Here is a 22,693-nt window from a genome sequence, read left to right on the forward strand (position 1 = left end):
AGTTCGTGCGGGCGACGCGACCCGAATATGGTGGCTGCAGGGGGACCCCATGCCAGAGAACATCGAAGAGACCGACGAAGATGCCGCGTTCCTGCACGGCTTCGACCGGATTCTGTCCGGCGCCTGGTCGGCCCAGCTGCTCGCCGACTCGCTCCGGGTGCTCGCCGACGGGGTCTGCGAGGTGGCCGGCTTCGGCGTCGCGGCCCTCTCCGTGCTGAGGGACGCCGGACACCTCGAGATCGTGGCCGTCGCCGGCAACTCCGAGGCCGAACGCGAGCTCCTGGGCCTGACCCGGCCGATCTCCGAGCTCGAGAAGGACATCGCCGACTCGGTGGCGTGGGGCACCCTGCGCTTCGTGCCCCACGAGTACGTCCTCGGCCGCGAGGACGACATGGGGTGGGTGCCGACCTTCACGCCGCTGGAGCACGAGGACGCCTGGCATCCCCTTGACATGCTCTTCGCCCCGCTGCTCGACGAGGACGGTGAGGTGCGCGGCGTACTCACCGTCGACCTGCCGGTCGGCGGGCTGCGCCCGGGGCCGCGGCAGCAGTCGCTCCTGAGGCGGTACGTCGACGTGTCCTCGCGCGTGGTGGGCGCCCTGCTCGAACGCGAACGTGCCGCGGAGGAGCTGCGCCTGGCCGCCGCCGCACGCAACATCGTGCGCGTCGCGAGCGGGCAGCTCTCGCTCGACCAGCTCATCGAGGCCTCGCAACCCGAGATCATCGACGGGTTCCGCGCGGAGGGCATGTGGCTGCACGCCTTCGACAACTTCGGGAGGGGCGCCGACGCGATCTACTCCACCGACGACCGTGAGGTCGTGCTGCCGCCCGAGCTCGTCGATGCCGCACACAGCGCCGCCCGGGCAGCCTGGGCGGCACAGCGGGTCATCGTCATCTCCCGGGAACGCCCGGCCGCCACGGGCATCGACCCGGCCGTCTTCGAGAGCACCCTGCGCTACTTCGAGTCGATCAACGTGGCCACCGCCCTTCTGGTCTCCCTCGGCGCCGGGGAGGAGTGCCTCGGCCTGCTGGTGCTGGTCCGCAACCCGGGATCCCGCGAGTGGCGACGCTCCGACGCCCGCTGGGCCCGCGAGATCAGCCAGGACCTCGGGCGAGCCATGTTCAATGCCCGCACCTTCGAGCGCGAGCGCAAGGTGCTCGAGGAGGTCCGGGCCCTCGACAGCTACAAGAGCCGCCTGATCGCGACGGTCTCGCACGAGCTGCGCACGCCGCTGACCGGGATCCTCGGCTACCTCGAGCTGCTCGAGGACGCGCAGGTCGGGCCCGACACGAGGCGCCAGCTCAACGTCGTCGAACGCAACGCCCGGCGGCTCGAGGGCCTCGTCGTCGACCTGCTCACGCTGTCGAGGGTGGGCGACCCGGCCCGACCGGTCTCGCCGCTGCCGGTCGACCTGCGCACGCTGGTCGCCAGTGCGGTCGAGCTGGTCGGCCTCGAGGCGGCCCGCCGGAACCTCAGGATCGACGTGGTGGCGCAGGAGCACGTGGTCGCCGCCGGGGAGTCCGCCGAGCTCGACCGGTTGTGCAGCAACCTGGTCAGCAACGCGGTGAAGTACTCCCACGACGGCGGCTCGGTCAGGATCACCCTCGGCGCGGACGCCGACTCGGTGACGCTCGCGGTGAGCGACGACGGGCTCGGCATCTCCGAGGCCGACCAGGCCAACCTGTTCGGCGAGTTCTTCCGCTCGACCAACCCCGAGGCACTCGCCCAGCCCGGAACCGGCCTCGGCCTGGCCATCGTGCAACGCATCGTGCAACGCCACCGCGGCCGCATCGAGGTCGACTCGGTGCTCGGCGAAGGCAGCACGTTCACGGTGACGCTGCCCCGCGCCTGAGCCCGTGGCCGTGCCCTACATCTGCTGTTCACCCGCGCGGATCGCCTCGCGGATGCGGGTGTAGGTGCCGCACCGGCAGATGTTGCGGATGCCGTCGAGATCGGCGTCGGTGACCGCCCGGTCCTCCCGGCGGGCCCGGTTCACCACAGCCACCGCGGCCATGATCTGGCCGGGCTGGCAGTAGCCGCACTGCGCGACGTCCCGCTCCAGCCACGCCTCCTGCATCGGGTGCAGGCCGTGCTCGCCGCGCTGGTCCTCGGCCGCGGTCGCCGGCAACCCCTCGATGGTGGTCACCTCATCGGTCTCCTTGACCGCTCCGACCGGCACCGAGCACGGGTTGAACGCGCGGCCGTTGATGTGCGACGTACAGGCCTTGCACACGTTGATGCCGCAGCCGTACTTCGGGCCGGTGACACCGAGCAGGTCGCGCAGCACCCACAGGAGGCGTACGTCGTCCTCGACCTCGACCGTGACCGATTCGCCGTTGAGGATGAAGGTCTGTTCAGGCATGACAGCTCCTCGTTTCAGTAGGTGTGGTCGAGGCCGTCGACGGGCGACTCGGGCACGGGTGGGATGCGGGTCTTCTCCTCGAAGGAGATCTGGTGGTGGTTGATCGGGAACTCCTTCGGCACGGTGCCTGTCGCGCGGGCATAGGCGCAGGCGACCGCCGCGAACGTGGCCGCGACCCCTGCCTCGCCGGCACCGCCGGGCTCCTCGGACGTCGAGGGCATCACGATCACCTCCACCTCGGGCGGGGTGTTCCACTGCCGCGTGTAGAAGTAGTTGTCCCAGCTGGCCTCCATGAAGTGCCCGTCGCGCAGGTGCAGGCTGGAGGTGAGGGCCAGGGCGATGCCGTCGTTGATGCAGCCCTGCATCTGGGCCTCGAGGCCGCGCGGGTTGATCGCCAGCCCGACATCGATGGCGAAGGTCACCTTGGTCACCCGCGGCCCGGTCACCGCGTCGCGCACCTCGCGGTTCACGGTCTCGGGGCGGGCGTCGATCTCGACCAGGCAGGCGCTGGCGCCCTTGTACTCCTTGTGGATGGCGATGCCCTGGGCGGTGCCGGCCGGCATGCTGCGTCCCCACTGGCCAACCTCGGCGACCTTGTCGAGCACGGCGCGCACCCGGTTGTTGCGCAGCAGCTTGCGCCGGAACGCGTAGGGGTCCTTGCCGACCTCCTTGGCCAGCATGTCGACCATCAGCTCGTTGGCGCAGCGCACGTCGGGCGAGTAGATGTTGCGCATGCTGCCGGTGTTGAAGCGCTGGTCGGTCTCGGCCAGCGTCTGCAGCACGACACCGAAGTTGTAGGGCACCTCCTGGGTGAGCACGAAGATCGTCTCGGCGAAGCCGAGGTTGCCCAGGTTGGTCGGCAGGGCGGCCAGGTTGGCGGTGATCAGCTCGCCGAGCCCGTGCCGGTAGTCGGTCTCGACACTCGTGTGCGACTGGTGGAAGGCGAGCACCTCGTTGCCGAGCAGGCTGGCCCGCACCCGCGACGTGCACAGCGGGTGGGCGCGGCCGGCGCGGGCGTCGTCGGCGCGGTGCCACATCAGCTTGACCGGCTTGCCCATCGCCTTCGAGATCTTCGCGGCCTCCATGGCCGCGTCGAAGAACAGGCGTCGGCCGAAGGAGCCGCCGGACTGCACGACGTTGACGGTCACCTTGTCCTGGGGCAGGCCGAGCTCCTCGGCGATGGCCTGCTGGGCGATCACCGGCGACTTCAGGCCGGCCCAGATCGTCGCTCCGTCGGGTCGTACGTCGGCGACCGCAGAGTTGGTGTCCATCGCGGAGTTGCTGCGGAACCAGAAGGTGAAGTCGGCCGAGACCGTCCGCGCCAACGGGTTCTTCGGCAGTGCCGGCATCGGCAGCTCCGCCTTCTTCATGTGGGCCAGCGCGTCGGCGTCGGACTGACCGGCGGCCGGCCCGTCGAGCCAGCGCACGTCGAGCGCACGCACCCCGTCGATGCACTGGCCGAACGTCTCTGCCCGCACGGCCACACCGGTGTCGATCATCACCACGTCTGTGACCCCCGGCAGCGCCAGCACGTCGGCCTTGTTGCGCACTGCGAGCGGCGTGCCGTTCAGGGTGGGCGCCCGGCAGACCATGGTCGGCAGGGCGTCGGCGACCTGGAGGTCCGTCGTGTACTCCTTGGTGCCGGTGACCGCGGCCAGGGCGTCGACGCGGTTCTGCGGGGTGCCGACCACCGCGAACTCGGCGTCGGCCTTGAGCGTGACGCTCACCTTCTTCGTGGTGGGACTGGCCGCCTTCGTGGCCAGCTCGCCGTACGTCGCCGTACTGCCGTCGGGGGCCTCGATGACGCCGGCCTTGGCGACCAGGCTGCCCACGGTCGAGCCGAGCAGGATCGCGGCCGCCTCGAGGAGCTGCTTCTTCGCGATCGCGGCGGCGACCCGGATCGGGGTGTACGTCGAGATGGTGGTGTTCGAACCGCCGGTGAGCTGGTTGAAGAGGAGCTCGGGCCGGGCCGGCGCGAGGGTCACGTGCACCTTGTCGACCGGGAGGTCGAGCTCCTCGGCGATGATCATCGCGGTCGACGTGGTGATGCCCTGGCCGACCTCGGCGCGAGGCAGCGCGAACGACGCCGTTCCGTCCTCGTTCATCGTGACGGTGATGAGGTTCGCGGTCGGCATGGCCGCATGTGTGAGCAGGTCGTTGAGGTCGTACAACTCGGCCGGCTGCGGCAGGGTCGGGATGTCGGCCCGGGCCGGGTCAGCGAGCAGGCCGAGGTCGACAGCCGCCATCAGCGTGGTGCCACCGATGACGTAACCGAGGAATCGACGCCGGCCGACGTCGTGACGGGCAAGTGCCGGGGCAGGCAGGGACTGGGGGTCGAGCACGTTGAGCCACCTCCGAGAGCTGTCCCGATTGCGCTGGGACCACACGCTCCCTCTCCGCACTCGACAGTGCCCGAGTGCGGCGGCTGGCGCCACCCCCCATCTCAGACTCTGACAGGGCGTGACACCAGGTCACTTCTCGTGTAACAAATGTGCCCGACCAAACGTGGCCCGGGGGCTCGGCCGGGTCAGCCTCCGAGGTTGCCCAGCAGCAGCGCCTCGGCCACGCAGACCCGCTCGAACTCGGCCAGGTGCAAGCCCTCGTTGGCGCCGTGGGCCCGGGTGTCGGGGTCCTCGACGCCGGTCACCAGCACGCTGGCCTGCGGGAAAGCCTCGAGGAACGCGGCGATGAACGGGATCGACCCGCCGACGCCCATGTCGACCGGGGCGGTGCCGTCCCAGGCCTGCTGGAACGCGTCGCGGGCCACGTCGTACGCCGGGCCGGTGGCATCGATCTGGGTGGCCTCGCCGGTGTCGACGACGGTGAAGGTGAGCTCGGCGCCCCACGGCACGTTCTTCTCGACGTGCGCGCGCAGGCACTCCAGCGCATTGGTCGTGGTGTCGCCGGGTGCGACGCGCAGCGAGATCTTCGCGCGGGCGGCGGCGACGAGTGTGTTGCTGGCACCGTCGACCTTGGGCGCGTCGAGTCCGGTGATGCTCAGCGCGGGCTTGGTCCAGAGGCGCTCGACGGCGCTGCCGCTGCCGATCCACTCGATGCCGGGCACCGCGCCCGACTCGGCACGCAGGCGGTCCTCGGGGTAGTCGACGTCGGCCGCCGGGCCGGCGTACAGGCCCTCGACGGCGACGTTGCCCTCGTCGTCGTGCAGGGAGGCGATCACCCGGCTGAGCGCGATCAGGGAGTCGGGGACCAGCCCGCCCCACATGCCGGAGTGTACGGCGTGGGTGAGGGTGCGGATCTCGATGTCGACGCGGACCAGGCCGCGCAGGCTGGTGGTCAGCGCCGGCACGCCGATGTCCCAGTTGCCGGAGTCGGCGATCACGATGACGTCCGCCTCGAGGCGGTGCTTGTACTCCTCGAGGAAGGCCGGCAGCGAGTCGGAGCCGACCTCCTCCTCGCCCTCGACGAAGACGACGACGTTGACCGGCAGCTCGTCACCGAGCACGCGCAGCGCGGCCAGGTGTGCGGCAATGCCGGCCTTGTCGTCGGCTGCACCGCGACCGTAGAGGCGGTCGCCCACCTCGGTCGGCTCGAACGGCGGGGTGTTCCACTCGGCGTGGTCGTTCTCCGGTTGTACGTCGTGGTGGGCGTAGAGCAGCACGGTCTTCGCGGCGGCGGCGTCACCGGTCTGCGCGGCCTTGGTGGCCACGACTGCAGGAGCCCCTCCGTCGGCGCTGAGGATCTCGGCCTCGAAGCCCTCGGCGGCGAACAGGTCGCGGGTCTTCTCCGCGCTGCGCTGCACCTCGGCAGCACGGGCCGGGTCGGCGCTCACGGACTCGATGCGGACGAGGTCTTCGAGATCGGCCCGGATCGCGGGCATCAACTCGGTGAGACGGGTACGAATGGTGTCGATCGTGGTCATGCCGAGCACCTTAGCGGCGCGGCCGACCAGGCGTCGCGGCGCAGGTCGCGATGGTCGGGCAGCCGCTCAGAGTCCGAACGCCGCGCGCATGTCCGGAGCGCCACGACCCTCGCCGAGGGGCTCGACACCGATGACCTCCGCCATGAACCGGGTCAGGGAGTAGTGCGTCAGGGGTGTGTCGACCACCTTGTGGGTCAGGCCGACGTGCAGCACCGCGGTGAGCACCGTGTTGTCCTGCAAGCGGTCGTCCTCGTCGGCGGTCACCACGACGGCGAGCCGGCCGCTCCTGAAGTCGTCACCGGCGAGCACCGGGGCCAGCTGTCGCTCCAGCCAGGCGTCCGCCTCGGTCAGGGACGCATCGTGGGCGTCGTGGGTCAGGTCGGGGATCAGGAGTCCGATGTCGGGGAGGGTGTCACTCGCGGCGTCGGCAGCGAAGGTGCTCAGGTCGGTGTCATCCTCCAGACACTGCGCGCGCTCCGCGGTGAAGTAGACCCACGGGTTGTGCCGCGCGGCGTACGACGGTTTCCCGACGGACTTCTCCGGGTGGTCCCACTGATGACAGTTCTCGGGCATCGACTCGGCGTACGTGTGCGCCGACTTCCCGGCTGCCAGGGCCTGCCCGAAGATCGACTGCGCCTGCCCCACCCTGCGGGCGTTGACGGACGGGGTTGCGTCGTCGGTGACTCCGAACGTCGACCCGCCGACGATGGCGAGGTAGTTGGGCTCGCTCGGATGCGCCCGGGCCCTCCAATGAGTGGCGTAGCCGTACTGGTCGGCCAGTGAGGCCAGGTAGGGCATTCCGGCGTGCATCTGGTCCAGGGTGTGGTTCTCCTCGATCACGACGAGGACCTTGGTCACCGGCGCGCTCACGGCCCCGTCCTGCGACGCAGGGGGGCGTGGCGGGCCCCCGTCGACCGGGGTCCCGGCCTCGTCCGCGCACCCCGCCAGGACCCCCATGGTCAGGCAGGCGGCGATCAGGGCCTTGGTGTGTCGGGAGCACGACCTCATGCGGACGCCGCCCTTCAGGTCGTTCGAGTGCTGGCTCCCACGGTATGCCCGGTCGACGAACCAGGTGCGGGAATCGGCACGGTCGGGACCCGCCGCTGGGCGCGCCGGACACGACGGGCGGACTCCACGAGGGGCTTGGTGGCGGAGTGGTACGTCACCCCGACCGCGAGCGAGGCGAAGAGCGCCAGCCACGGGTGGTCGACCTCGAGGTGGGGGTAGACCTGCCAGTGCGTCAGGTAGACCGCGAGCGAGCTGGTGGCCAGCACGCCGACCAGCCAGGCCACGGCCCGTGGCAACCGCACTGCCGGGATCCACAGTGCGATCAGCAGACCGACCCAGATCACGCGTTCTCGTGAGGGTTCACCGAAGAAGTCGACCACCGCGATCACGCCGAGCAGGCTGACCAGCAGCCGCTGCTGCAGCGTCGTGGCCCGGGCGGCCAACCAGCCGAGGGCGAAGAGCCAGAGCAGGTACGGCGTCAGGTAGTGGTCGATGTCGTCGGCGGTCCAGCCGGTGAGCATGAGGCGCAGCGCCATGGCCGCAGCGAAGACGCCCAGTGCGAAGCCGAAGGGGCTCCGGGCCTCGAGTCGGCGTACTCGCGGAGACGCGAAGAGAACCGCCACCCCCGCGAGGATCCACACCAGGCACTCGAGGAACCAGAACCGCCACCGGTCGTCCCACGTGTCGGAGCCGAACGCCCAGTTCAGGAACGTCACCGTGCTCAGGTCGTAGTCGCCGAAGAGCAACGTCACGGCGCCGATCCACAGCACGCTGGGCACCAGGACTGCCACCATCGCCCACCACATGCGGGCGGATGTCGTGGCGCTCGCACCGGCGCCGAGGTGGAAGCGGGCCAGGTTGTAGCCGGCCAGGATCAGCAGCAGGTGGGCGCCGCCGGTCAGGTCGAAGAGCTCGACGTGCGAGCCGACGATCAACACGGTCGAGACGGCCCGCAGCAGGACGGTGGTGTCGAGCGAGGTGCCCCAGCGACTCCGGTGCGCGGCGCCGGCGGCGATCTCACGAATCGGCAGGGTGTGCCAGTCGGACGGCAGCGGGTCGACCCGCTCCCCCAGGCGCACCGACATCTCGACGAACGACAGGGAGTCGGCGCCCAGGCCCGCGAAGCTGTCGTTGGCGGTCACGTCGTCGCGGTCCAGCACGCGGGCATAGAGGTCGCACAGGTCGGCGACGTCCACCCCCTGCGGGGCCGGCTCGTGGCCACGGGACACCGCGGCCAGCGCGCCGAGGCGCGGGTAGTCGGGCTTGCCACTGGGCGTGCGGGGCAGCTCCGCGAGCCGGTGCGCGCTCACCACCCAGGTCGGTACGGCGCACAGGCCCGCGGCCAGCTCGCGGGCCGGCCGCAGGTCGCGGCGACGGGTGACGAACACGTCGATGCTGCCCTCGACCCCCACGCAACGCGCGGTGATGCCGTGGCCCGCGAGGTGCGCCTCGACGTCGTCGAGGTTGACCCGGAGTCCGAAGACCTTGGTGAAGCGACTGCTGCGACCGACCACCTCGAACAGGCCGTGCGGCAGCTCGCGGGCCAGGTCGCCGGTGCGCAGCTCACCGGGCATCGCGTCGAGGGCCAGGTCGCGGGGGTGCTCGGCGTACCCCATCATCACGTTGGGTCCGGCGTAGACCAGCTCGCCGACGTCGCCGCCCGCGCCCTCGACGGGTTCGAGCCGGAGCGAGCCACCCGGGACGGCACGGCCCATCGCCTGCGGCCACTCCTCGGCGAGGTCCGGGGGCAGGTAGGCCATGCGCGCGGTGGCCTCGGTCTGGCCGTACATCACGTAGAAGTCCCAGCCGGAGCGACGGCCCGTGCGGTGGTAGCCGCGCACCCGCTCGGCCGCCAGCTTGCCGCCGGCCTGGGTGACGTAGCGCAGGCGGGGCAGGGGCCGGTCGGCGAAGCCGGTGTGGTCGAGCAGGTCGAAGGTGTGCGGCACCCCGGAGAGTCCGGTGACACCGGCCTGCTCGAACAGCTCCCAGAAGCAGCGGTCGACCACCGAGGTCTCGGTGAGCGCGACGGCTACCCCGACGCTGAGGTGGCTGTGCAGGACCGAGAGGCCGTAGCAGTAGTGCAACGGCAGGCTGGTGATGCCGCAGTCGGCGTCGGTGAGGCCCAGGTAGTCGGCGATGCTCGCCGCGTTGCTGGTCAGGTTGTCCTGCGAGAGGCGCACCAGCTTCGGCGAGCCGGTCGACCCGGAGGTCGAGAGCAGCAGGGCCAGGTCGGGGTGCAGGTGGTGCGTGCTGCCGGCTCGGCGTACGTCGTCGACCGCCCCGCCCTCAGGCGCGCAGCGCACGACGATGTCGGGGTCCCACGCGCGGATCACCGCGGCGAGGTGGCCCTCGGCCCCCGGGACGACGGCCACCGGGCAGCCGGCAGCGAGCGCCGCGAGGTAGGACACCACGAAGTCGACGGTGTTGGCGCCGCTGAGCAGCACCAGCCGTCGGCAGTCGAGCCAGGCCTCCGCCCGCACGGCCACCCGGTCCGCCAGCTCGGTGTAGGTGACCTGCCCGTCGGCGGTGACCAGGGCGGCCCGGTCGCGGAACCGGGCGAGGTCGCCGAACGGATGACGCAGAGGGGACGGGCCGGAGCCGGTGATCGTCACGTCGCACGCTCGAAGACCGTGGCCGCGCCGTCGACGCTGATCCGGACCCGCTGCCCCTCGCCCGGCACGCGATCACCCCTGACCCGACAGAGCACCTCGTGGTGGTCGCCGACCGACAGGTGGAGGCAGGCGTCGTGACCGTAGAAGTCGAACCCGGCGACCGTCGCCTCGACCTCGCCGGCCTCGTCGAGGCGCACCTGCTCCGGGCGCACGAAGAGGTCGACGTCGCCGGCGGCCTGCCCCGACACCGGGAAGCGGCCGATCACGGAGTCGGCCACGCCGTCGGTGATCGTGGCCGGGAGGACCGACCCGCTGCCGACGAAGGAGGCCACGAACGGCGTGGCCGGGCGGCCGTAGACCTCCAGGGGTGCGCCCACCTGGACCACGCGCCCCGCGGACATGACGGCGACCACGTCGGCCAGCGACAAGGCCTCGTTCTGGTCGTGCGTGACCAGCAGGGCGGCCGCCCCGGTGGCCCGGACGGCGCGGACGACGGCGCGACCGGTGGCCTCACGCAGTGACGCGTCGAGGGAGGAGAACGGCTCGTCGAGGAGCAGCAGGGAGGGCTTGCGGGCCAGGGCGCGGGCCACCGCGACGCGCTGCTGCTGGCCGCCGGAGAGCTCGTGCGGCGAGCGCCGGGCGAGCGACGGGTCGAGGTCGAGCAGCTCGAGCAGCTCCCCGATGTCGGCCCTGCGGCGTTCAGGGCGGTCCAGCCCGAAGGTGATGTTGGCGGCCACGTCGAGGTGCGGGAAGAGCGCCCCCTCCTGCGGGACGTAGCCGACGTTGCGGTGGCGGGTCGCGACCTTCGACCTGCCGTCGACCAGCACCGGTCGATCGTCGAGGATGACCTCGCCGGTGTCACCCGGCATGAACCCGGCGATGGTGCGCAACAGGGTGGTCTTGCCGCAGCCCGAGGGGCCGAGCACGGCCAGCACCTCGCCGTCCGCGATGGTCAGGTCGACCCCGTCCAGGGCCCGGACGGGTCCGAAGCTGCGGGTGAGCCCGCGTACGTCGAGGACGCTCATGGCAGGACCGACCTTCCGGGGCGCTGCCCCTGCGTCGTACGGCTCAGGAGGTAGACCGCCGGCATCGAGATCACGATCATCAGCAGGGCGTACGGCGCCGCGGCGCCGTACGCGAGGGCCGAGGACTGCGACCAGAACTCGGTGGCCAGGGTCTTGGTCTCCAGCGGCGCGAGGAGCAGTGTGGCGGTCAGCTCGGTGGAGATGGCGATGAAGACCAGGGCGGCGCCGGCGCCGATGCCGGGCATCACGATCGGGACGGTGACCCGCCACGTGGTGGCCAGCCCGCTCACGCCGAGGGACCGGGCGACGCTCTCCAGGACCGGCGGCGCCTGCTCCAGCGAGGCGCGCACACTGACCACGGCCCGCGACATGAACATGATGAGGTAGGCCGCCACGAGCACGATCGCGGTCTGGTAGAGGCCTGTGGCGTATTCGATGGTGACCGTGATCAACGCCAGTGCGACCACGATTCCGGGAAGCGCGTTGGCGGTGTAGGTGCTGCGCTCGACCAGGGTGCCGGCCAGCGACGGGTGGCGTACGACGAGCAGGCCGACGGGCAGCGCCAGGACGACCGACAGCAGCGCACCCGCGGCGGCGTACGACACGGTCGTCACCGCGGTGGGCACCAGCTGGTCGAGCCCGTTGCCGGTCGAGGAGCCGACCTGCATCCAGTGGACGAGGCTGTAGATCGGCACGCCCAGGGCGAGGCAGGTCACCGCGGCGGGCACCGCCAGGGCCGGCCACCGCAGCCGACCGAGACCTGCCCGGTCGGCGGTGCGCGGGCTGCCGCTGCTCGTGCGCGCATAGCGCCGTCGGCCGCGAAGCCGCAGCTCGACCAGCAGCACGACGAGGCACAGCAGCACCAGCAGGGCGGACGACAGGTGGGCGGCGGGGCCGTTGAACGTGGTGTTGAACTGGTCGTAGATCGCGGTGGTGAAGGTCGGGAACCGAAGCGTCTTCAGGGCGCCGAACTCGGAGAACATGTGCAGTGCCACCAGGAGCGAGCCACCCAGGATCGCCGGGCGCAGCTGCGGCATCACGACCCGCAGGAACGTGGCAGCCCGGGTCAGGCCCACGGAGGCGGCGATCTCCTCGTGGGAGGGATCGAGGCCGCGCAGCGCAGCGCAGACCGGCAGGTAGACGAAGGGGAAGTAGGACAGCGTCACGATCATCACTGCGCCGCCGAAGCCCTCGACCGAGTGGGTCAGCGAGACCCAGCCGAAGCCGTTGACGAAGGCGGGTACGGCGAGTGGCGCGGTCAGGAGCACGTGCCACAGGCCGGCCAGCGGAAGATCGGTCCGGACCACGAGCCAGGCGCAGGCGACGGAGACCACGACGCTGGTCGCGACGCAGGCGACCATCAGGCCGAGGGTGTTGCGCAGCAACATGCCGATCCGTGGGCGGAACAGCTGCTCCCTGGCTGTGTCGGGGTCCACCGTGGCGGCGTACTGCACGACGTGGAGAAGCGGGATCAGCGCGAACAGTGCGACGGCGACTCCGATGAGCAGGAGCGCCACGGGTGCCCCGTCATGCACCCGCCGCGACGTGCGCGGCGGATCGACGGTGGTGGTCATCAGATCAGCCCGGCGCCCTGCATCAGCTCGATGACCTTGGGCCCATTGAGCTTCGAGACCTCGACCGTGGGCGGCTCCAGCTCGCCGAACGGCTTGACCAGGGGCTCGAGCTCCGCCGCCGGGTTGAGCGGGTACTCCAGCGCGTAGCTGTCGGCCAGGGCCTGCTGGCCGGTCTTGTCGACCAGGAACTTCACGAACTCCTGGGCGTCCTCCTGCTTGTCGCTGGACTTCAGGACGCCGGCGCCGGAGACGCTCACGAAGGCGCCCGGGTCCTGGTTGCCGAAGAAGTAGAGCTCGGTGTTGGCGCTGTTCTCGCCGGACTCCTTCTGGTCGCGGTACCAGTAGTAGTGGTAGGCGATGCCGGTCGGCGTCTCGCCGTCGTTGACCGACTGCATCACGATGTTGTTGCCGTCGTAGACCTCGCCGTTCTCGGCCAGGCCCACGAGCCATTCCTTGGTGGCGTCCTCGCCCTTGAGCTCGAGCACTGCGGAGACGATGGCCTGGAAGTCGGCACCGGTCGGCGAGAAGGAGACCTTGCCCTTCCACTTCGGGTCGGCGAAGTCGAGGATGCTCGTCGGCAGGTCCTCGGGAGCGATGTCGTCCTTGTTGTACATCACCACGGTGGAACGGGCCGCGAAGCCGGTCCAGTTGCCGCTGACCGGGCGGAACTGCTTCGGGGTCAGGGCGAGGGTGTCGGCCGGAAGGGGCGAGAACAGGCCTTCGGACTCGACCAGCGACATCGCCGGGGAGTTCTCGGTGAGGAACACGTCGGCCGGCGAGGCCTCCCCCTCGGTCACGATCTGGTTGGCCAGCTCGAAGTCCTTGCCGTTGCGCAGCTTCACGTCGATGCCGGTCTCCTTCTCGAAGATCGGCACGAGCTCCTCGAGGAGCTCCTCGTGCTGCGCGTTGTAGACGGTGATCGAGGGTCCGTCGTCCTCGCTGCAGGCGCTGAGCAGGCCGCTCAGCAGGAGCAGGGGTACGGCGGCGGCGACGAGGCGGGGCGACATGGCGTTCCAATCGACTAAGGTTCGGCTTACCTTATTGTAGGGAATCGCTTTGTCCGCAATGTGATGTGTTCGTCTCGTGGCGTGCGTAGGGTCGGGCCCGTGGCACCGATGATCCGGGCGGCCAGCCTGCGCGGCTTCGCTGCCCTCGTGACCGGACTCGGTGGCGACCCCGACGAGCTCCTCGATCGCTTCGACATCCCGCGCGAGGCCCTGGCCTCCGACGACGGCCTCGTCCCGATCACCGCGCACGACCTGATGCTCGACGTCGCGGCCCGCGAGCTCCGCTGCCCCGACCTGGGACTGCGCCTGGTCGACCACCAGGACCTGAGCATCCTCGGACCGCTGGCCGTGGCCATCGAGGCCTCCTCGACGGTCGCCGAGGCCCTGGACTGCGCCTCGCGGTTCCTGTTCGTGCACAGCCCCGCCCTGCGGATCGGCATCGAGCCCGACCCCCGCGGTCGTCGGGAGGTGATCGCGCTGACCTATCGCAAGGACCTGCGGGACTCGCCGTACTCGCCGCAGGCCATGGAGCTCGGCCTGGGCCTCTTCCACCACGTCGCACTCGCCCTGATCGGCTCGAGCGCCGGGGTGCGTTCGGTCGAGCTGCCGCACGCGCCGCAGTCGCCCGTGCAGCGTTACCTCGACTTCTTCGGGACGGACGTGAAGTTCGGCGCTGCCCAAGGGGCCATCCGGGTCGAGCGGAGGCTGCTGGACCGGCAGTTCGAGGGCGCCAACGAGGCGATCCGCCAACTCGCCCTCGACCACCTGACCAGCCGGCACACCGATCCCGAGCAACGGGTCACCACACACGTGCGACGAGCGCTCGCCGAGACCATCGGCACCACGCGGCCCGCGCTCGGCAACGTCGCCCGACTGCTCGCCGTCCACCCGCGCACGCTGCAGCGCCGGCTGGCCGACGAGTCCACCACGTTCGAGGAGGTGCTCGACGAGGTGCGTCGCGACCTGGCCCTGCGCCACGTCACCACCACCGACCTCCCCCTGGCCCAGATCGCGGCGATGTCCGGCTTCGCCTCACAGACCGGCCTGAGCCACGCCGTACGCCGTTGGGCGGGCACCAGTCCGCGCGAGCTGCGCCGGGCAGCTCGGGCCGCCTCGGGCAAACCGTCGAAGTTGTCGCGCTGAGGCAAGTTTTCCTCCGTCGCGGGACCCATCCTGTTCGGCGTACCGAAGAGGAGGCCATCCATGGCAACAGTCCAGCAGCAGTCCGACCGGCTCACCGGGATCGGCGCCCGCACCATCCCGGAGTTCGACGGGGTCCACGACGTGTGGCCCCGCGGCGAGCGCCTGCGTGCCGTGCGCGAGGCGGCCACGGCGTACAAGGCACGGTTCAAGGCCCAGGGCCAGGTCCGCGCGGTGAAGTCCGTCGACATCGCGGCCGCGCCGTACCCGGTCAACTACGCCTTCCACGACGCCGTGTCCGTGCCGACCCTCCCGCTCATCTCGATGATCAACCGGATGATCGTGGTGCAGTACGACGACTGGAACGACGTGCCGCGCACACTCGTCTTCGAGCCCACCGTGCCCGACGGATCGGCCGAGGCGCCGTTCTACCGCAACCTGCAGAAGATGATGGACAAGGTGCCCGGCGGCCGGCTGGCCGAGAAGCTCGTCCTCAAGTACTACAACGAGCCCGGCGACGTTCTCGCCAAGCTCGGTCTCGAGCCCACCGACATCGACTTCTGCACCTTCGACCACCTGCACGTGCAGGACCCCCGCATGATCCTCGGCTCCACCGAGGTCATCGAGGACGAGACCGCCCCGCGGCAGCCGCTGTTCGGTGACGCGAAGATGCTGGTCCACTCGCGCGAGCTGGCCACCCTGCAGTCGCTGCACCCGATGCAGTGGGCCTGGTACGTCGACGGCGGCCTGGGCGGCGTCGACCCCGACAAGTTCGTCACCTTCGACGGCGACGTCGAGCTGGGCCACGGCATCGCGCTGCTGTGGACCCCCGGTCACACCGACGGGAACCACTCCCTGGTGATCAACACCCCCGACGGTGTCTGGGTCTCCTCGGAGAACGGCATCTCGCTCGACAACTGGCAGCCCGAGCTGTCGAAGATCCCGGGCGTGCGTCGCTACCACGAGCAGCTCGGCCGGGAGATCTGCCCGAACGCCAACACGCTCGAGGACTCCCTCGACCAGTACGACTCCATGGTCAAGGAGAAGACGTTGGCCGACCCGTGCAAGGACGACCCGCGCTGGCTGCAGATCCTGCCGTCCACCGAGCTGGCGCCGTGGAAGCGGTTCTGGCCGGTGGTGCCCACCTACCTGCACGGCGGCATCGAGTACGGCGTGATCACCGCGGGTCACCGATGAGTGGCACCGGCGCGGTCGTCACCGGCGCGGGACGCGGGCTCGGCAAGCAGATCGCCCGCCTGCTGGTGGAGCGTGGCCACACCGTGCTGGTCACCGACGTCGACGAGGCCACCGCCCGGGCCACCGCCGAGGAGATCGGTGGCGGCGCGATCGCGATGGCCGTCGACGTGCGCGACGATGCGCAGGTCGCGGCGGCCCGCGACGCGATCGTGGCCCGGGCAGGGCGACTGGAGATCTGGGTCAACAACGCCGGGGTCCTGGTCACCGGGCCGGCGTGGGAGCAGAGCGCCGACACCCGCCGGCTGATGCTCGAGGTCAACGCGCTGGGCACCATCAACGGCACGGTCGCCGCGATCGACGCGATGCGCGACGAGGGCGGCCACATCGTCAGCATCGTCTCGCTGGCCGGCCTCACCGCCGTACCGGGCGAGGCGGTCTACGCGGCGTCCAAGCACGCCGCCATCGGGTTCAGCCTCAGCACCCTCTCCGACCTGCGCCTGGCCGGCATCAAGGAGGTCGCGATCTCCTGCATCTGCCCCGACGGGATCTGGACGCCGATGCTGCACGACAAGCTCGACGACCCCGCCTCGGCGCTGTCGTTCTCCGGCAAGCTGCTCCGGCCCGAGGAGGTGGTGGCCGCGGTCGCCAAGGTGCTCGACAAGCCACACCCCGTCACCACGATCCCGTTGTGGCGCGGCCTGGTCGCCAGGGCCGCCGACGCGGTGCCGGCCCTGGGCCTGCTCTCCGCACCGCTGGTGGTCAAGCAGGGCCGACGGGCGCAGAGGAAGTTCCAGCGCAAGGGGCTCCCGATCGACGACTGACCGCCTGCCGCAGGGTTCAGGAGCTGGCGCGCACCTCGGCCAGGAACTCCGCGATCCGGCCGATCGCCTCCTCGAGCATCTGTACGTCGGGGAGCGTGACCAGCCGGAAGTGGTCCGGCGTCGGCCAGTTGAAGCCGGTGCCGTGGGTGACCAGGATGTGCTTGGCGCGGAGCAGCTCGATGACGAACTGCTCGTCGTCCTTGATCGGGTAGACCTCGGGGTCGAGCTTCGGGAAGCAGTAGAGCGCCCCCTTCGGCTCGACCGAGCTGACACCGGGGATCTCGTTGAGCAGCTTGTGGGCCAGCATGCTCTGCTCGAAGAAGCGGCCGCCGGGTCCGATGAACTCCTCGATCGACTGGTAGCCGCCCAGCGCCGTCTGGATCGCGTGCTGGGCCGGCACGTTGGCGCACATGCGCATGTTGGCGACCAGGGTCAGCCCCTCGAGGAAGTCCTCGGCAAGGTGCTTGGGACCCGAGACCATCAACCAGCCGGCCCGGTAGCCACAGACCCGGTAGGCCTTGGACAGACCGCTGAAGGTCAGGCACAGCACGTCGTCGCCGGTGTAGGCCGCGGTGTGGTGGTGGGTGGCCCCGTTGAACAGGATCTTCTCGTAGATCTCGTCGCTGAAGATGACGAGGTCGTGGCGCCGCGCGATGTCGACCAGCGCCTTGACGGTCTCCTCGCTGTAGACCGCCCCGGTCGGGTTGTTGGGGTTGATGATCACCAGGCCGTGGGTGTTCTCGGTGATCTTCGACTCGATGTCCTCGAGGTCGGGCATCCAGTCGTTCTCCTCGTCGCACAGGTAGTGCACGGGAGTGCCGCCGGAGAGCGAGACCGCACCGGTCCACAGCGGGTAGTCGGGCGCCGGCACCAGGATCTCGTTGCCGTCGTCGATGAACGCCTGCAGCACCATCGAGATCAGCTCGGAGACACCGTTGCCGATGAAGATGTCGTCGACGTGGGCGTGCTGGAGGCCGCGGCTCTGGTAGTACTGCGCGACGGCGGTGCGGGCCGAGAAGATGCCGCGCGAGTCGGAGTAGCCCTGCGCGTCGGGCAGGTGGTGCACCATGTCGGCCACGATGGCCTGCGGAGCCTCGAACCCGAACGGTGCCGGGTTGCCGATGTTGAGCTTGAGGATCCGGTGGCCCTGGGCCTCCAGCCGCTGTGCCTCGACGAGGATCGGCCCGCGGACGTCGTACCGGACGTTCTTCAGCTTCTGGCTCTGCCTGATGGTGCGCATGCGGCATTCTCGCAGGCGACCCGTGTCGAGGTCGCGGGGGTTTCGCGTTGCGGGCTCGGTCGAGCCTCAGCCCAGGGGGAGGTACGGCGACAGGTCGGCACGCTCACCGCTGGCGCGGACCCGGCCCTCGTGCTCGGCGGCCGCGAACTCCAGCTCACCGGTGGCCAGGGCGATCCACGTCTCGGCGTCGAGCTCGACCACGGCGGGCGGCGTACCGCGGGTGTGGCGGACGCCCGGGATCACCTGCACCGCGGCGTACGGCGGCACGCGGACCTCGACAGAGTTGCCCGGCGCGCGTTCCTGCAGCAGCGCCATGAAGTGCTTGGTGAGCAGCCGGAGGTCGGAACCCTGCCGACCGGCGAGGGCGGCACGGACGGCGTCGGGGTCGGCCGGAGCGAAACGGTGAGCCACGTCGTCCAGTATCCGCCACCGGCCCCGCGGAGGTGTCGACAGGCATGGGCATTCCCGGCAGGGTGATCCACGGCACACGGAAATCCCGTTCGTGCCTTCTCGGAAGGATCGCTCGTGACCCACCATTCCCGCTGGCTACGCACCACCGCGTTGCTCGGCGGCGCGGCACTCCTCGCGGCCACCGCCGCCCAAGCGCCCGCCACCGCCGACCCCGACGACGCCAACAACACCGACCGGAACAACAACAGCTCCCGCAAGCTCCGGGCCGCAGTCACGCCCGAGCACGTGATGGAGCGCATCCACGCGCTCTCCGACATCGCCGCCGCGCACGACGGCAACCGCGCCTCCGGGACGCCGGGCTTCGCCGCGTCGCGGGACTACGTGGTCGACACCCTCGAGGCGGCGGGCTACTCCCCCGTCGTCCAGGAGTTCGACTTCCCCTACTTCGCGCAGGTCGCCCCGTCGATGTTCGAGCGGGTCACCCCCGAGGCGACGACGTACGTCGAGGACACCGACTTCGGCCTGATGGACTACTCGGGCTCCGGCGACGTCACCGCGACCGTGCAGTCGGTCGACCTGAACCTGGGCGACCTGTCCGGCTCCACGAGCGGCTGCGAGGCCGAGGACTTCGCCGGCTTCACGGCCGGCAACATCGCGCTGATCCGCCGCGGCGGCTGCACCTTCGGGGTGAAGGTGCTCAACGCCGAGGCCGCCGGTGCGACCGGCGTCATCATCATGAACACCGGCACGGAGGGCGCCACCGACGCGTTCAGCGGAACCCTCGGCGGGCCCGACGTGACGGTGCCCGCGGTCGGCACCAGCTTCGCGATCGGCCGGTCGCTCGACGTGGCCGGCACCAGCGTGCACCTGGCCACCTCGACGGAGTCGGAGATCAGGCCGACGTGGAACATCACCGCCGACACCAACCGCGGCAACGACGCCAACGTGGTGATGGCCGGTGCGCACCTCGACAGCGTGATCGACGGCGCCGGCATGAACGACAACGCCAGCGGCAGCGCCACGCTCCTCGAGGTGGCCGTGCAGATGAAGAAGGTGAAGCCGAGGAACACGGTGCGGTTCGCCTGGTGGGGCGCGGAGGAGGCCGGGCTGCTCGGCTCGACGCACTACGTCGCCGACCTCGCCGAGAACGACCCGGAGGCGCTGGACAGCGTGGCGGCGTACCTCAACTTCGACATGATCGGCTCACCCAACTACGGGCTCTTCGTGCTGGACGGCGACAACTCGCGCTTCCCGCCGCCCGACGCGGCCGAGGGCCCCGAGGGTTCGGGGGCCATCGAGGCGTTGTTCCACGGGTACTTCGACTCCCAGGGCCTGGTCTCCGAGGAGGCGGCCTTCACCGGCCGCAGTGACTACGGCCCCTTCATCGAGGCCGGAATTCCCTCCGGAGGTCTCTTCACCGGCCACGAGGCGGTCAAGACCGAGGCCCAGGCGGAGGCATGGGGCGGCACGGTGGGCGAGGAGTTCGACCCGTGCTACCACGCCGCGTGCGACGGCGTCGGCAACGTGAGCGTCGAGGCGATCGACCACAACTCCGATGCGATGGCGCACGTGATCATCACGCTGGACGGGTCGACCCGAGGGGTGAACTAGGAGGTGCCCCCCGAGCGCCGGGCGACCACTCGGTAGAGGTGGGGATCCTCGTCCTGGTAGGGCGAGAGCCCGATGCCTTCCTGCTCCTCCAGCACCTCGAACGCATGCTGCTGTGCCAGGGCGGCCCCGAACGCCGGGCCGTCCTGGTAGCGGCGGTAGTGATGGCGGTGGACCTTCGGGTTCGCCTTGTCGTCTGCGGTCCGGAACTCGGCAGCGAGGACGTCGCCGGGCCGGGACAGCGCGTCGAGGCTCGACAGCAGGGCGTCCTGCGTCTCCTCCTCGAGGGAGTGCAGGAAGAACCGCAGGTAGAACATGACAGGTTCGTCGCCCGCCTCGGCGCGCGCCCTCCCCACGACGGATGCCAGCGCCTCGGTGTCGGCGACGTCGCACTCGTGGAAGCTCAGTCGGTCCTCGAGTCCGAGCTCGGCCGCCTTCGCCTCGGCACGACGGATGCCGCGCTGCGAGCGGTCGATCCCGAACACGCGACGACCGGCTTCGGCGTGCGCGACCGAGTCGCGCCCTTCACCACAGCCGAGGTCCACCACGATCCGGGGCACGTCGCCTCGTGCACTGACCGCCTCGAAGAAGGGCGACGGCGTCAAGAAGCCGGTGTGCTCGTAGAAGTCGGCCCAGTAGATCTGCTGGGTCCATGCGCGGGGCATGAGGGCGTCCGCGGCGCGGGTCCGGCGGTCCCGGTCCCAGTTGAAACCGGGCTGTGGTTCCCGCCAGCCCGTCCCGTAGAGCGCCTCGGCCACCCGCTCCGCACAGTTGGGCAAGAGGCCCGTGCTGCCGGCGAAGTCGATCTCGTGCACGCCGGTCCAGTCCGACGCGCGTACGTCGACCACACCCGAGACCCCGTAGGGAAAGCCGAGGACGTCGTGTTCGTCGAAGTAGGTGTGGAAGAGATCGACGTGGGCGTCCTTGTCACCTTCGATCTCGTTGGCGATCCGCAGGTGCGTGCCGTAGGCGAGCACCCGGAAGCCGGAGTCGATCAGGGCGAACGCGATGTCGTGGAGCTCGCGGGCAGCATCGGCGCCGTTCCGGTGCCCGGAGACGTAGGCGAGGTCGATGTCGGAGTCGTGGCCGATCACACCGTTCTCGCGGACCGCCCCGAGCAGGGTCCCGTAGATGAAGAAGGCGTCGAGCCCGAACCTCTCGGAGACGAAGTCGCGCACTCGCCCGGCCTGCGTCATGGTGCGTCGCTGCCAGGCCGTGTCGAGGTTCTTCGCGACCTGGAGTGCTCCGGAACGTGAGAAGACGTGGTCTCCCGCCAGCTTGTCCTTGAGCTCCTGCAGTCGGTGGGGCCCGTTGCTGCGCGGCCGGTAGACCGTGCCGTGAGCGGCGATGGGCAGCGGGCGGCCGTCCACGACGACGGCGAGCCGGTCGTGGGTGCCGATGTAGTCCCAGAGCTCCTTGACCCGGAAGCGGAACCGCCGCACCTCGGCCCCCGGGACGCGGCGCTTCGCCGGGTCGGCCACCAGCGTGGTGACGAGGTCGGTCCTGTTCACGCGCAGGGTCACGGTCACCGCCGGCGTGCCCGGGGACACGGCGATCCAGCCCTCGATCCAGCGCGGCTCGAAGGCCTCCACCATGCCGGTACGGACCACGGGCACGGGTGGCGCCGGCTGCACGCGCTGGACGCCGAGGCGGCGGGCCGCACTCCCCAGCCGTCGACGGACCTGCCTGCGGATGCCGAGGTCACGCGAACGACGAGGTGATGCGGTCATGGATCTCCCAAGGACGGTGGTGGAGCGGACGCACGACAGGATAGGTGACGGCTCCGGTCCCTCGTTCGGCTCACGCGGGGCGCGCCGCGAACCTGGTGGCCACCGCGGCCACCCGCTCCCGCAGCTCGTCGGGCCCCTCGACCTCGAACGGAGCGTCGACCGAGGCGAGCACGGCCAGCGGCCAGAACAGGTCGTCGGCGTGCATGCGCATCAGGGTGGTCTCGCCGTCGTCGGACAGCTCGGCCCACCGACCCACGACCTGCTCGACCTCCTCGCGCGTGGCCGCGAACCGCACACGCACGTCGTACCTCCTGGGCACCTGCTTGAACCCGGCCTGCACGAACGCGAGCTCATCGGCGGCGGGGAGCTCGCGGGACAGGAAGCGGGCGCCGGTCAGCTCGACCGCGCCGATGCGGTCGACGCGGAAGCTGCGCCAGTCGTCACGGCCGCGGTCCCACGCGACGAGGTACCACCGCCGTCCGATCGAGACGAGGCGGCGCGGCTCGACGTGGCGCTGGGTCAGGTCGGCGTCCTTGGCGGTGTAGGCGAACCGCACCGTCTCGGAGTCGCGACACCCCTGCGCGAGCGAGGTGAGGGTCGTGGCATCGATGCTCGGGCCGTACGACGGGGCAGGCACGGTCTGGGTCTTGAGCGCATCCATGCGCCGACGCAGCCGTGGCGGCATCAGCGAGATGACCTTGGTCAGGGCCTGGAGGGACGTCTCCTCCAGCCCACCGACGGCACCGGCGGCCGCGGTGCGCAGCCCGACCGCGATGGCGACCGCCTCCTCGTCCTCGAGCAGGAGGGGCGGCAGCGTCGTCCCGACCTGGAGCTGGTAGCCGCCGGCCACCCCTCGGGACGCGTCGACCGGGTAGCCGAGCTCGCGCAGCCGGTCGATGTCGCGGCGCAGCGTCCTGGCGCTGACCTCGAGCCGGCCGGCCAGCTCGCCGCCGGGCCAGTAGCGGTGGGTCTGCAGGAGCGAGAGGAGGCGCAGCATCCGGGCACTGGTGTTCATGTCCTCCAGACTAATTCTGATAGCGGTCAGGAAGTGGCCTGAATGGTCGGAAGAGTGCTCCTC

The 22,693-nt window shown here is 70.5% G+C and carries 17 protein-coding genes; 5 read left to right on the forward strand and 12 right to left on the reverse strand.

Annotated features, from left to right (window positions below):
• The first annotated feature begins 49 nt into the window (after positions 1-49).
• Positions 50-1,852 carry a sensor histidine kinase gene (locus ASH02_RS20880; RefSeq protein ID WP_057295394.1) on the forward strand — a complete coding sequence of 601 codons (1,803 nt, stop codon included), beginning with the start codon at positions 50-52 and terminating at the stop codon, positions 1,850-1,852.
• Between the two features lie 15 nt (positions 1,853-1,867).
• Here ASH02_RS20880 and ASH02_RS20885 read toward each other — a convergent pair whose 3' ends face one another.
• The 8 genes from ASH02_RS20885 to ASH02_RS20920 form a co-directional block, all read right to left on the reverse strand.
• Positions 1,868-2,362 carry a (2Fe-2S)-binding protein gene (locus ASH02_RS20885; protein ID WP_056682847.1) on the reverse strand — a complete coding sequence of 165 codons (495 nt, stop codon included), beginning with the start codon at positions 2,360-2,362 and terminating at the stop codon, positions 1,868-1,870.
• 14 nt (positions 2,363-2,376) lie between these two features.
• Positions 2,377-4,704, reverse strand: coding sequence for a molybdopterin cofactor-binding domain-containing protein (locus ASH02_RS20890; RefSeq protein ID WP_056682850.1), 2,328 nt, complete (start codon positions 4,702-4,704; stop codon positions 2,377-2,379).
• Between the two features lie 185 nt (positions 4,705-4,889).
• A complete protein-coding gene (locus ASH02_RS20895; RefSeq protein WP_056682853.1) occupies positions 4,890-6,242 on the reverse strand; it encodes a dipeptidase in 1,353 nt (450 codons plus the stop codon).
• A gap of 66 nt (positions 6,243-6,308) precedes the next feature.
• Positions 6,309-7,112 (reverse strand): alkaline phosphatase family protein, encoded by an 804-nt coding sequence (locus ASH02_RS20900; protein WP_235530157.1) that lies wholly within the window; start codon positions 7,110-7,112, stop codon positions 6,309-6,311.
• Between the two features lie 152 nt (positions 7,113-7,264).
• A complete protein-coding gene (locus ASH02_RS20905; protein ID WP_082620966.1) occupies positions 7,265-9,862 on the reverse strand; it encodes an AMP-binding protein in 2,598 nt (865 codons plus the stop codon).
• Complete coding sequence (locus tag ASH02_RS20910) at positions 9,859-10,887, reverse strand: ABC transporter ATP-binding protein (protein WP_056682858.1); 1,029 nt, start codon at positions 10,885-10,887, stop codon at positions 9,859-9,861. Before ASH02_RS20910 ends, ASH02_RS20905 begins: the two co-directional genes overlap by 4 nt.
• On the reverse strand, positions 10,884-12,461 hold the full coding sequence (locus tag ASH02_RS20915; protein ID WP_082563852.1) for an ABC transporter permease: 1,578 nt from the start codon (positions 12,459-12,461) through the stop codon (positions 10,884-10,886). Before ASH02_RS20915 ends, ASH02_RS20910 begins: the two co-directional genes overlap by 4 nt.
• A complete protein-coding gene (locus ASH02_RS20920; protein ID WP_056682860.1) occupies positions 12,461-13,468 on the reverse strand; it encodes an iron ABC transporter substrate-binding protein in 1,008 nt (335 codons plus the stop codon). Before ASH02_RS20920 ends, ASH02_RS20915 begins: the two co-directional genes overlap by 1 nt.
• 108 nt (positions 13,469-13,576) lie before the next feature.
• On the opposite strand from ASH02_RS20920, the gene ASH02_RS20925 reads away from it, so the two are divergent.
• Genes ASH02_RS20925 through ASH02_RS20935 form a run of 3 tightly spaced genes read left to right on the forward strand, consistent with a single transcriptional unit; the run spans position 13,577 to position 16,626 of the window.
• Entirely contained in the window at positions 13,577-14,611 is a 1,035-nt protein-coding gene (locus ASH02_RS20925) for an AraC family transcriptional regulator (protein ID WP_056685059.1), read from the forward strand.
• A 60-nt stretch (positions 14,612-14,671) separates the two neighbouring features.
• Entirely contained in the window at positions 14,672-15,805 is a 1,134-nt protein-coding gene (locus tag ASH02_RS20930; RefSeq protein WP_056682863.1) for a hypothetical protein, read from the forward strand.
• Positions 15,802-16,626 carry an SDR family oxidoreductase gene (locus ASH02_RS20935; protein WP_057295395.1) on the forward strand — a complete coding sequence of 275 codons (825 nt, stop codon included), beginning with the start codon at positions 15,802-15,804 and terminating at the stop codon, positions 16,624-16,626. The genes ASH02_RS20930 and ASH02_RS20935 overlap by 4 nt, the downstream gene beginning before the upstream one ends.
• Positions 16,627-16,642: 16 nt before the next feature.
• Here the strand turns inward: ASH02_RS20935 and ASH02_RS20940 are convergent, their stop codons facing one another.
• On the reverse strand, positions 16,643-17,866 hold the full coding sequence (locus tag ASH02_RS20940) for a pyridoxal phosphate-dependent aminotransferase (protein WP_056891789.1): 1,224 nt from the start codon (positions 17,864-17,866) through the stop codon (positions 16,643-16,645).
• A gap of 66 nt (positions 17,867-17,932) precedes the next feature.
• Positions 17,933-18,277 (reverse strand): sterol carrier family protein, encoded by a 345-nt coding sequence (locus ASH02_RS27150; protein ID WP_056682873.1) that lies wholly within the window; start codon positions 18,275-18,277, stop codon positions 17,933-17,935.
• Positions 18,278-18,391: 114 nt separating this feature from the next.
• On the opposite strand from ASH02_RS27150, the gene ASH02_RS20950 reads away from it, so the two are divergent.
• Positions 18,392-19,888, forward strand: coding sequence for a M20/M25/M40 family metallo-hydrolase (locus tag ASH02_RS20950; protein ID WP_057295396.1), 1,497 nt, complete (start codon positions 18,392-18,394; stop codon positions 19,886-19,888).
• On the opposite strand, the gene ASH02_RS20955 is transcribed toward ASH02_RS20950, so the two are convergent.
• Positions 19,885-21,615 carry a class I SAM-dependent methyltransferase gene (locus ASH02_RS20955; RefSeq protein ID WP_057295397.1) on the reverse strand — a complete coding sequence of 577 codons (1,731 nt, stop codon included), beginning with the start codon at positions 21,613-21,615 and terminating at the stop codon, positions 19,885-19,887. The two genes, ASH02_RS20950 and ASH02_RS20955, sit on opposite strands and share 4 nt — an antisense overlap.
• Before the next feature lie 70 nt (positions 21,616-21,685).
• A complete protein-coding gene (locus ASH02_RS20960) occupies positions 21,686-22,630 on the reverse strand; it encodes a helix-turn-helix transcriptional regulator (protein WP_200950120.1) in 945 nt (314 codons plus the stop codon).
• Positions 22,631-22,693 lie beyond the last annotated feature (63 nt).

The sequence above is a fragment of the Nocardioides sp. Soil796 genome (assembly GCF_001429525.1).
In the GTDB taxonomy this organism is placed as follows: domain Bacteria; phylum Actinomycetota; class Actinomycetes; order Propionibacteriales; family Nocardioidaceae; genus Nocardioides.

Bases quoted from the DNA above. Each gene is read 5' to 3' on its own strand.
- ASH02_RS20955 (WP_057295397.1), bottom strand. From the start codon at position 21,615: ATGACCGCATCACCTCGTCGTTCGCGTGACCTCGGCATCCGCAGGCAG.
- ASH02_RS20925 (WP_056685059.1), top strand. From the start codon at position 13,577: ATGATCCGGGCGGCCAGCCTGCGCGGCTTCGCTGCCCTCGTGACCGGA.
- ASH02_RS20920 (WP_056682860.1), bottom strand. From the start codon at position 13,468: ATGTCGCCCCGCCTCGTCGCCGCCGCCGTACCCCTGCTCCTGCTGAGC.
- ASH02_RS20910 (WP_056682858.1), bottom strand. From the start codon at position 10,887: ATGAGCGTCCTCGACGTACGCGGGCTCACCCGCAGCTTCGGACCCGTC.
- ASH02_RS20880 (WP_057295394.1), top strand. From the start codon at position 50: ATGCCAGAGAACATCGAAGAGACCGACGAAGATGCCGCGTTCCTGCAC.
- ASH02_RS20935 (WP_057295395.1), top strand. From the start codon at position 15,802: ATGAGTGGCACCGGCGCGGTCGTCACCGGCGCGGGACGCGGGCTCGGC.
- ASH02_RS20960 (WP_200950120.1), bottom strand. From the start codon at position 22,630: ATGAACACCAGTGCCCGGATGCTGCGCCTCCTCTCGCTCCTGCAGACC.
- ASH02_RS20915 (WP_082563852.1), bottom strand. From the start codon at position 12,461: ATGACCACCACCGTCGATCCGCCGCGCACGTCGCGGCGGGTGCATGAC.
- ASH02_RS20895 (WP_056682853.1), bottom strand. From the start codon at position 6,242: ATGACCACGATCGACACCATTCGTACCCGTCTCACCGAGTTGATGCCC.
- ASH02_RS20930 (WP_056682863.1), top strand. From the start codon at position 14,672: ATGGCAACAGTCCAGCAGCAGTCCGACCGGCTCACCGGGATCGGCGCC.
- ASH02_RS20885 (WP_056682847.1), bottom strand. From the start codon at position 2,362: ATGCCTGAACAGACCTTCATCCTCAACGGCGAATCGGTCACGGTCGAG.
- ASH02_RS20940 (WP_056891789.1), bottom strand. From the start codon at position 17,866: ATGCGCACCATCAGGCAGAGCCAGAAGCTGAAGAACGTCCGGTACGAC.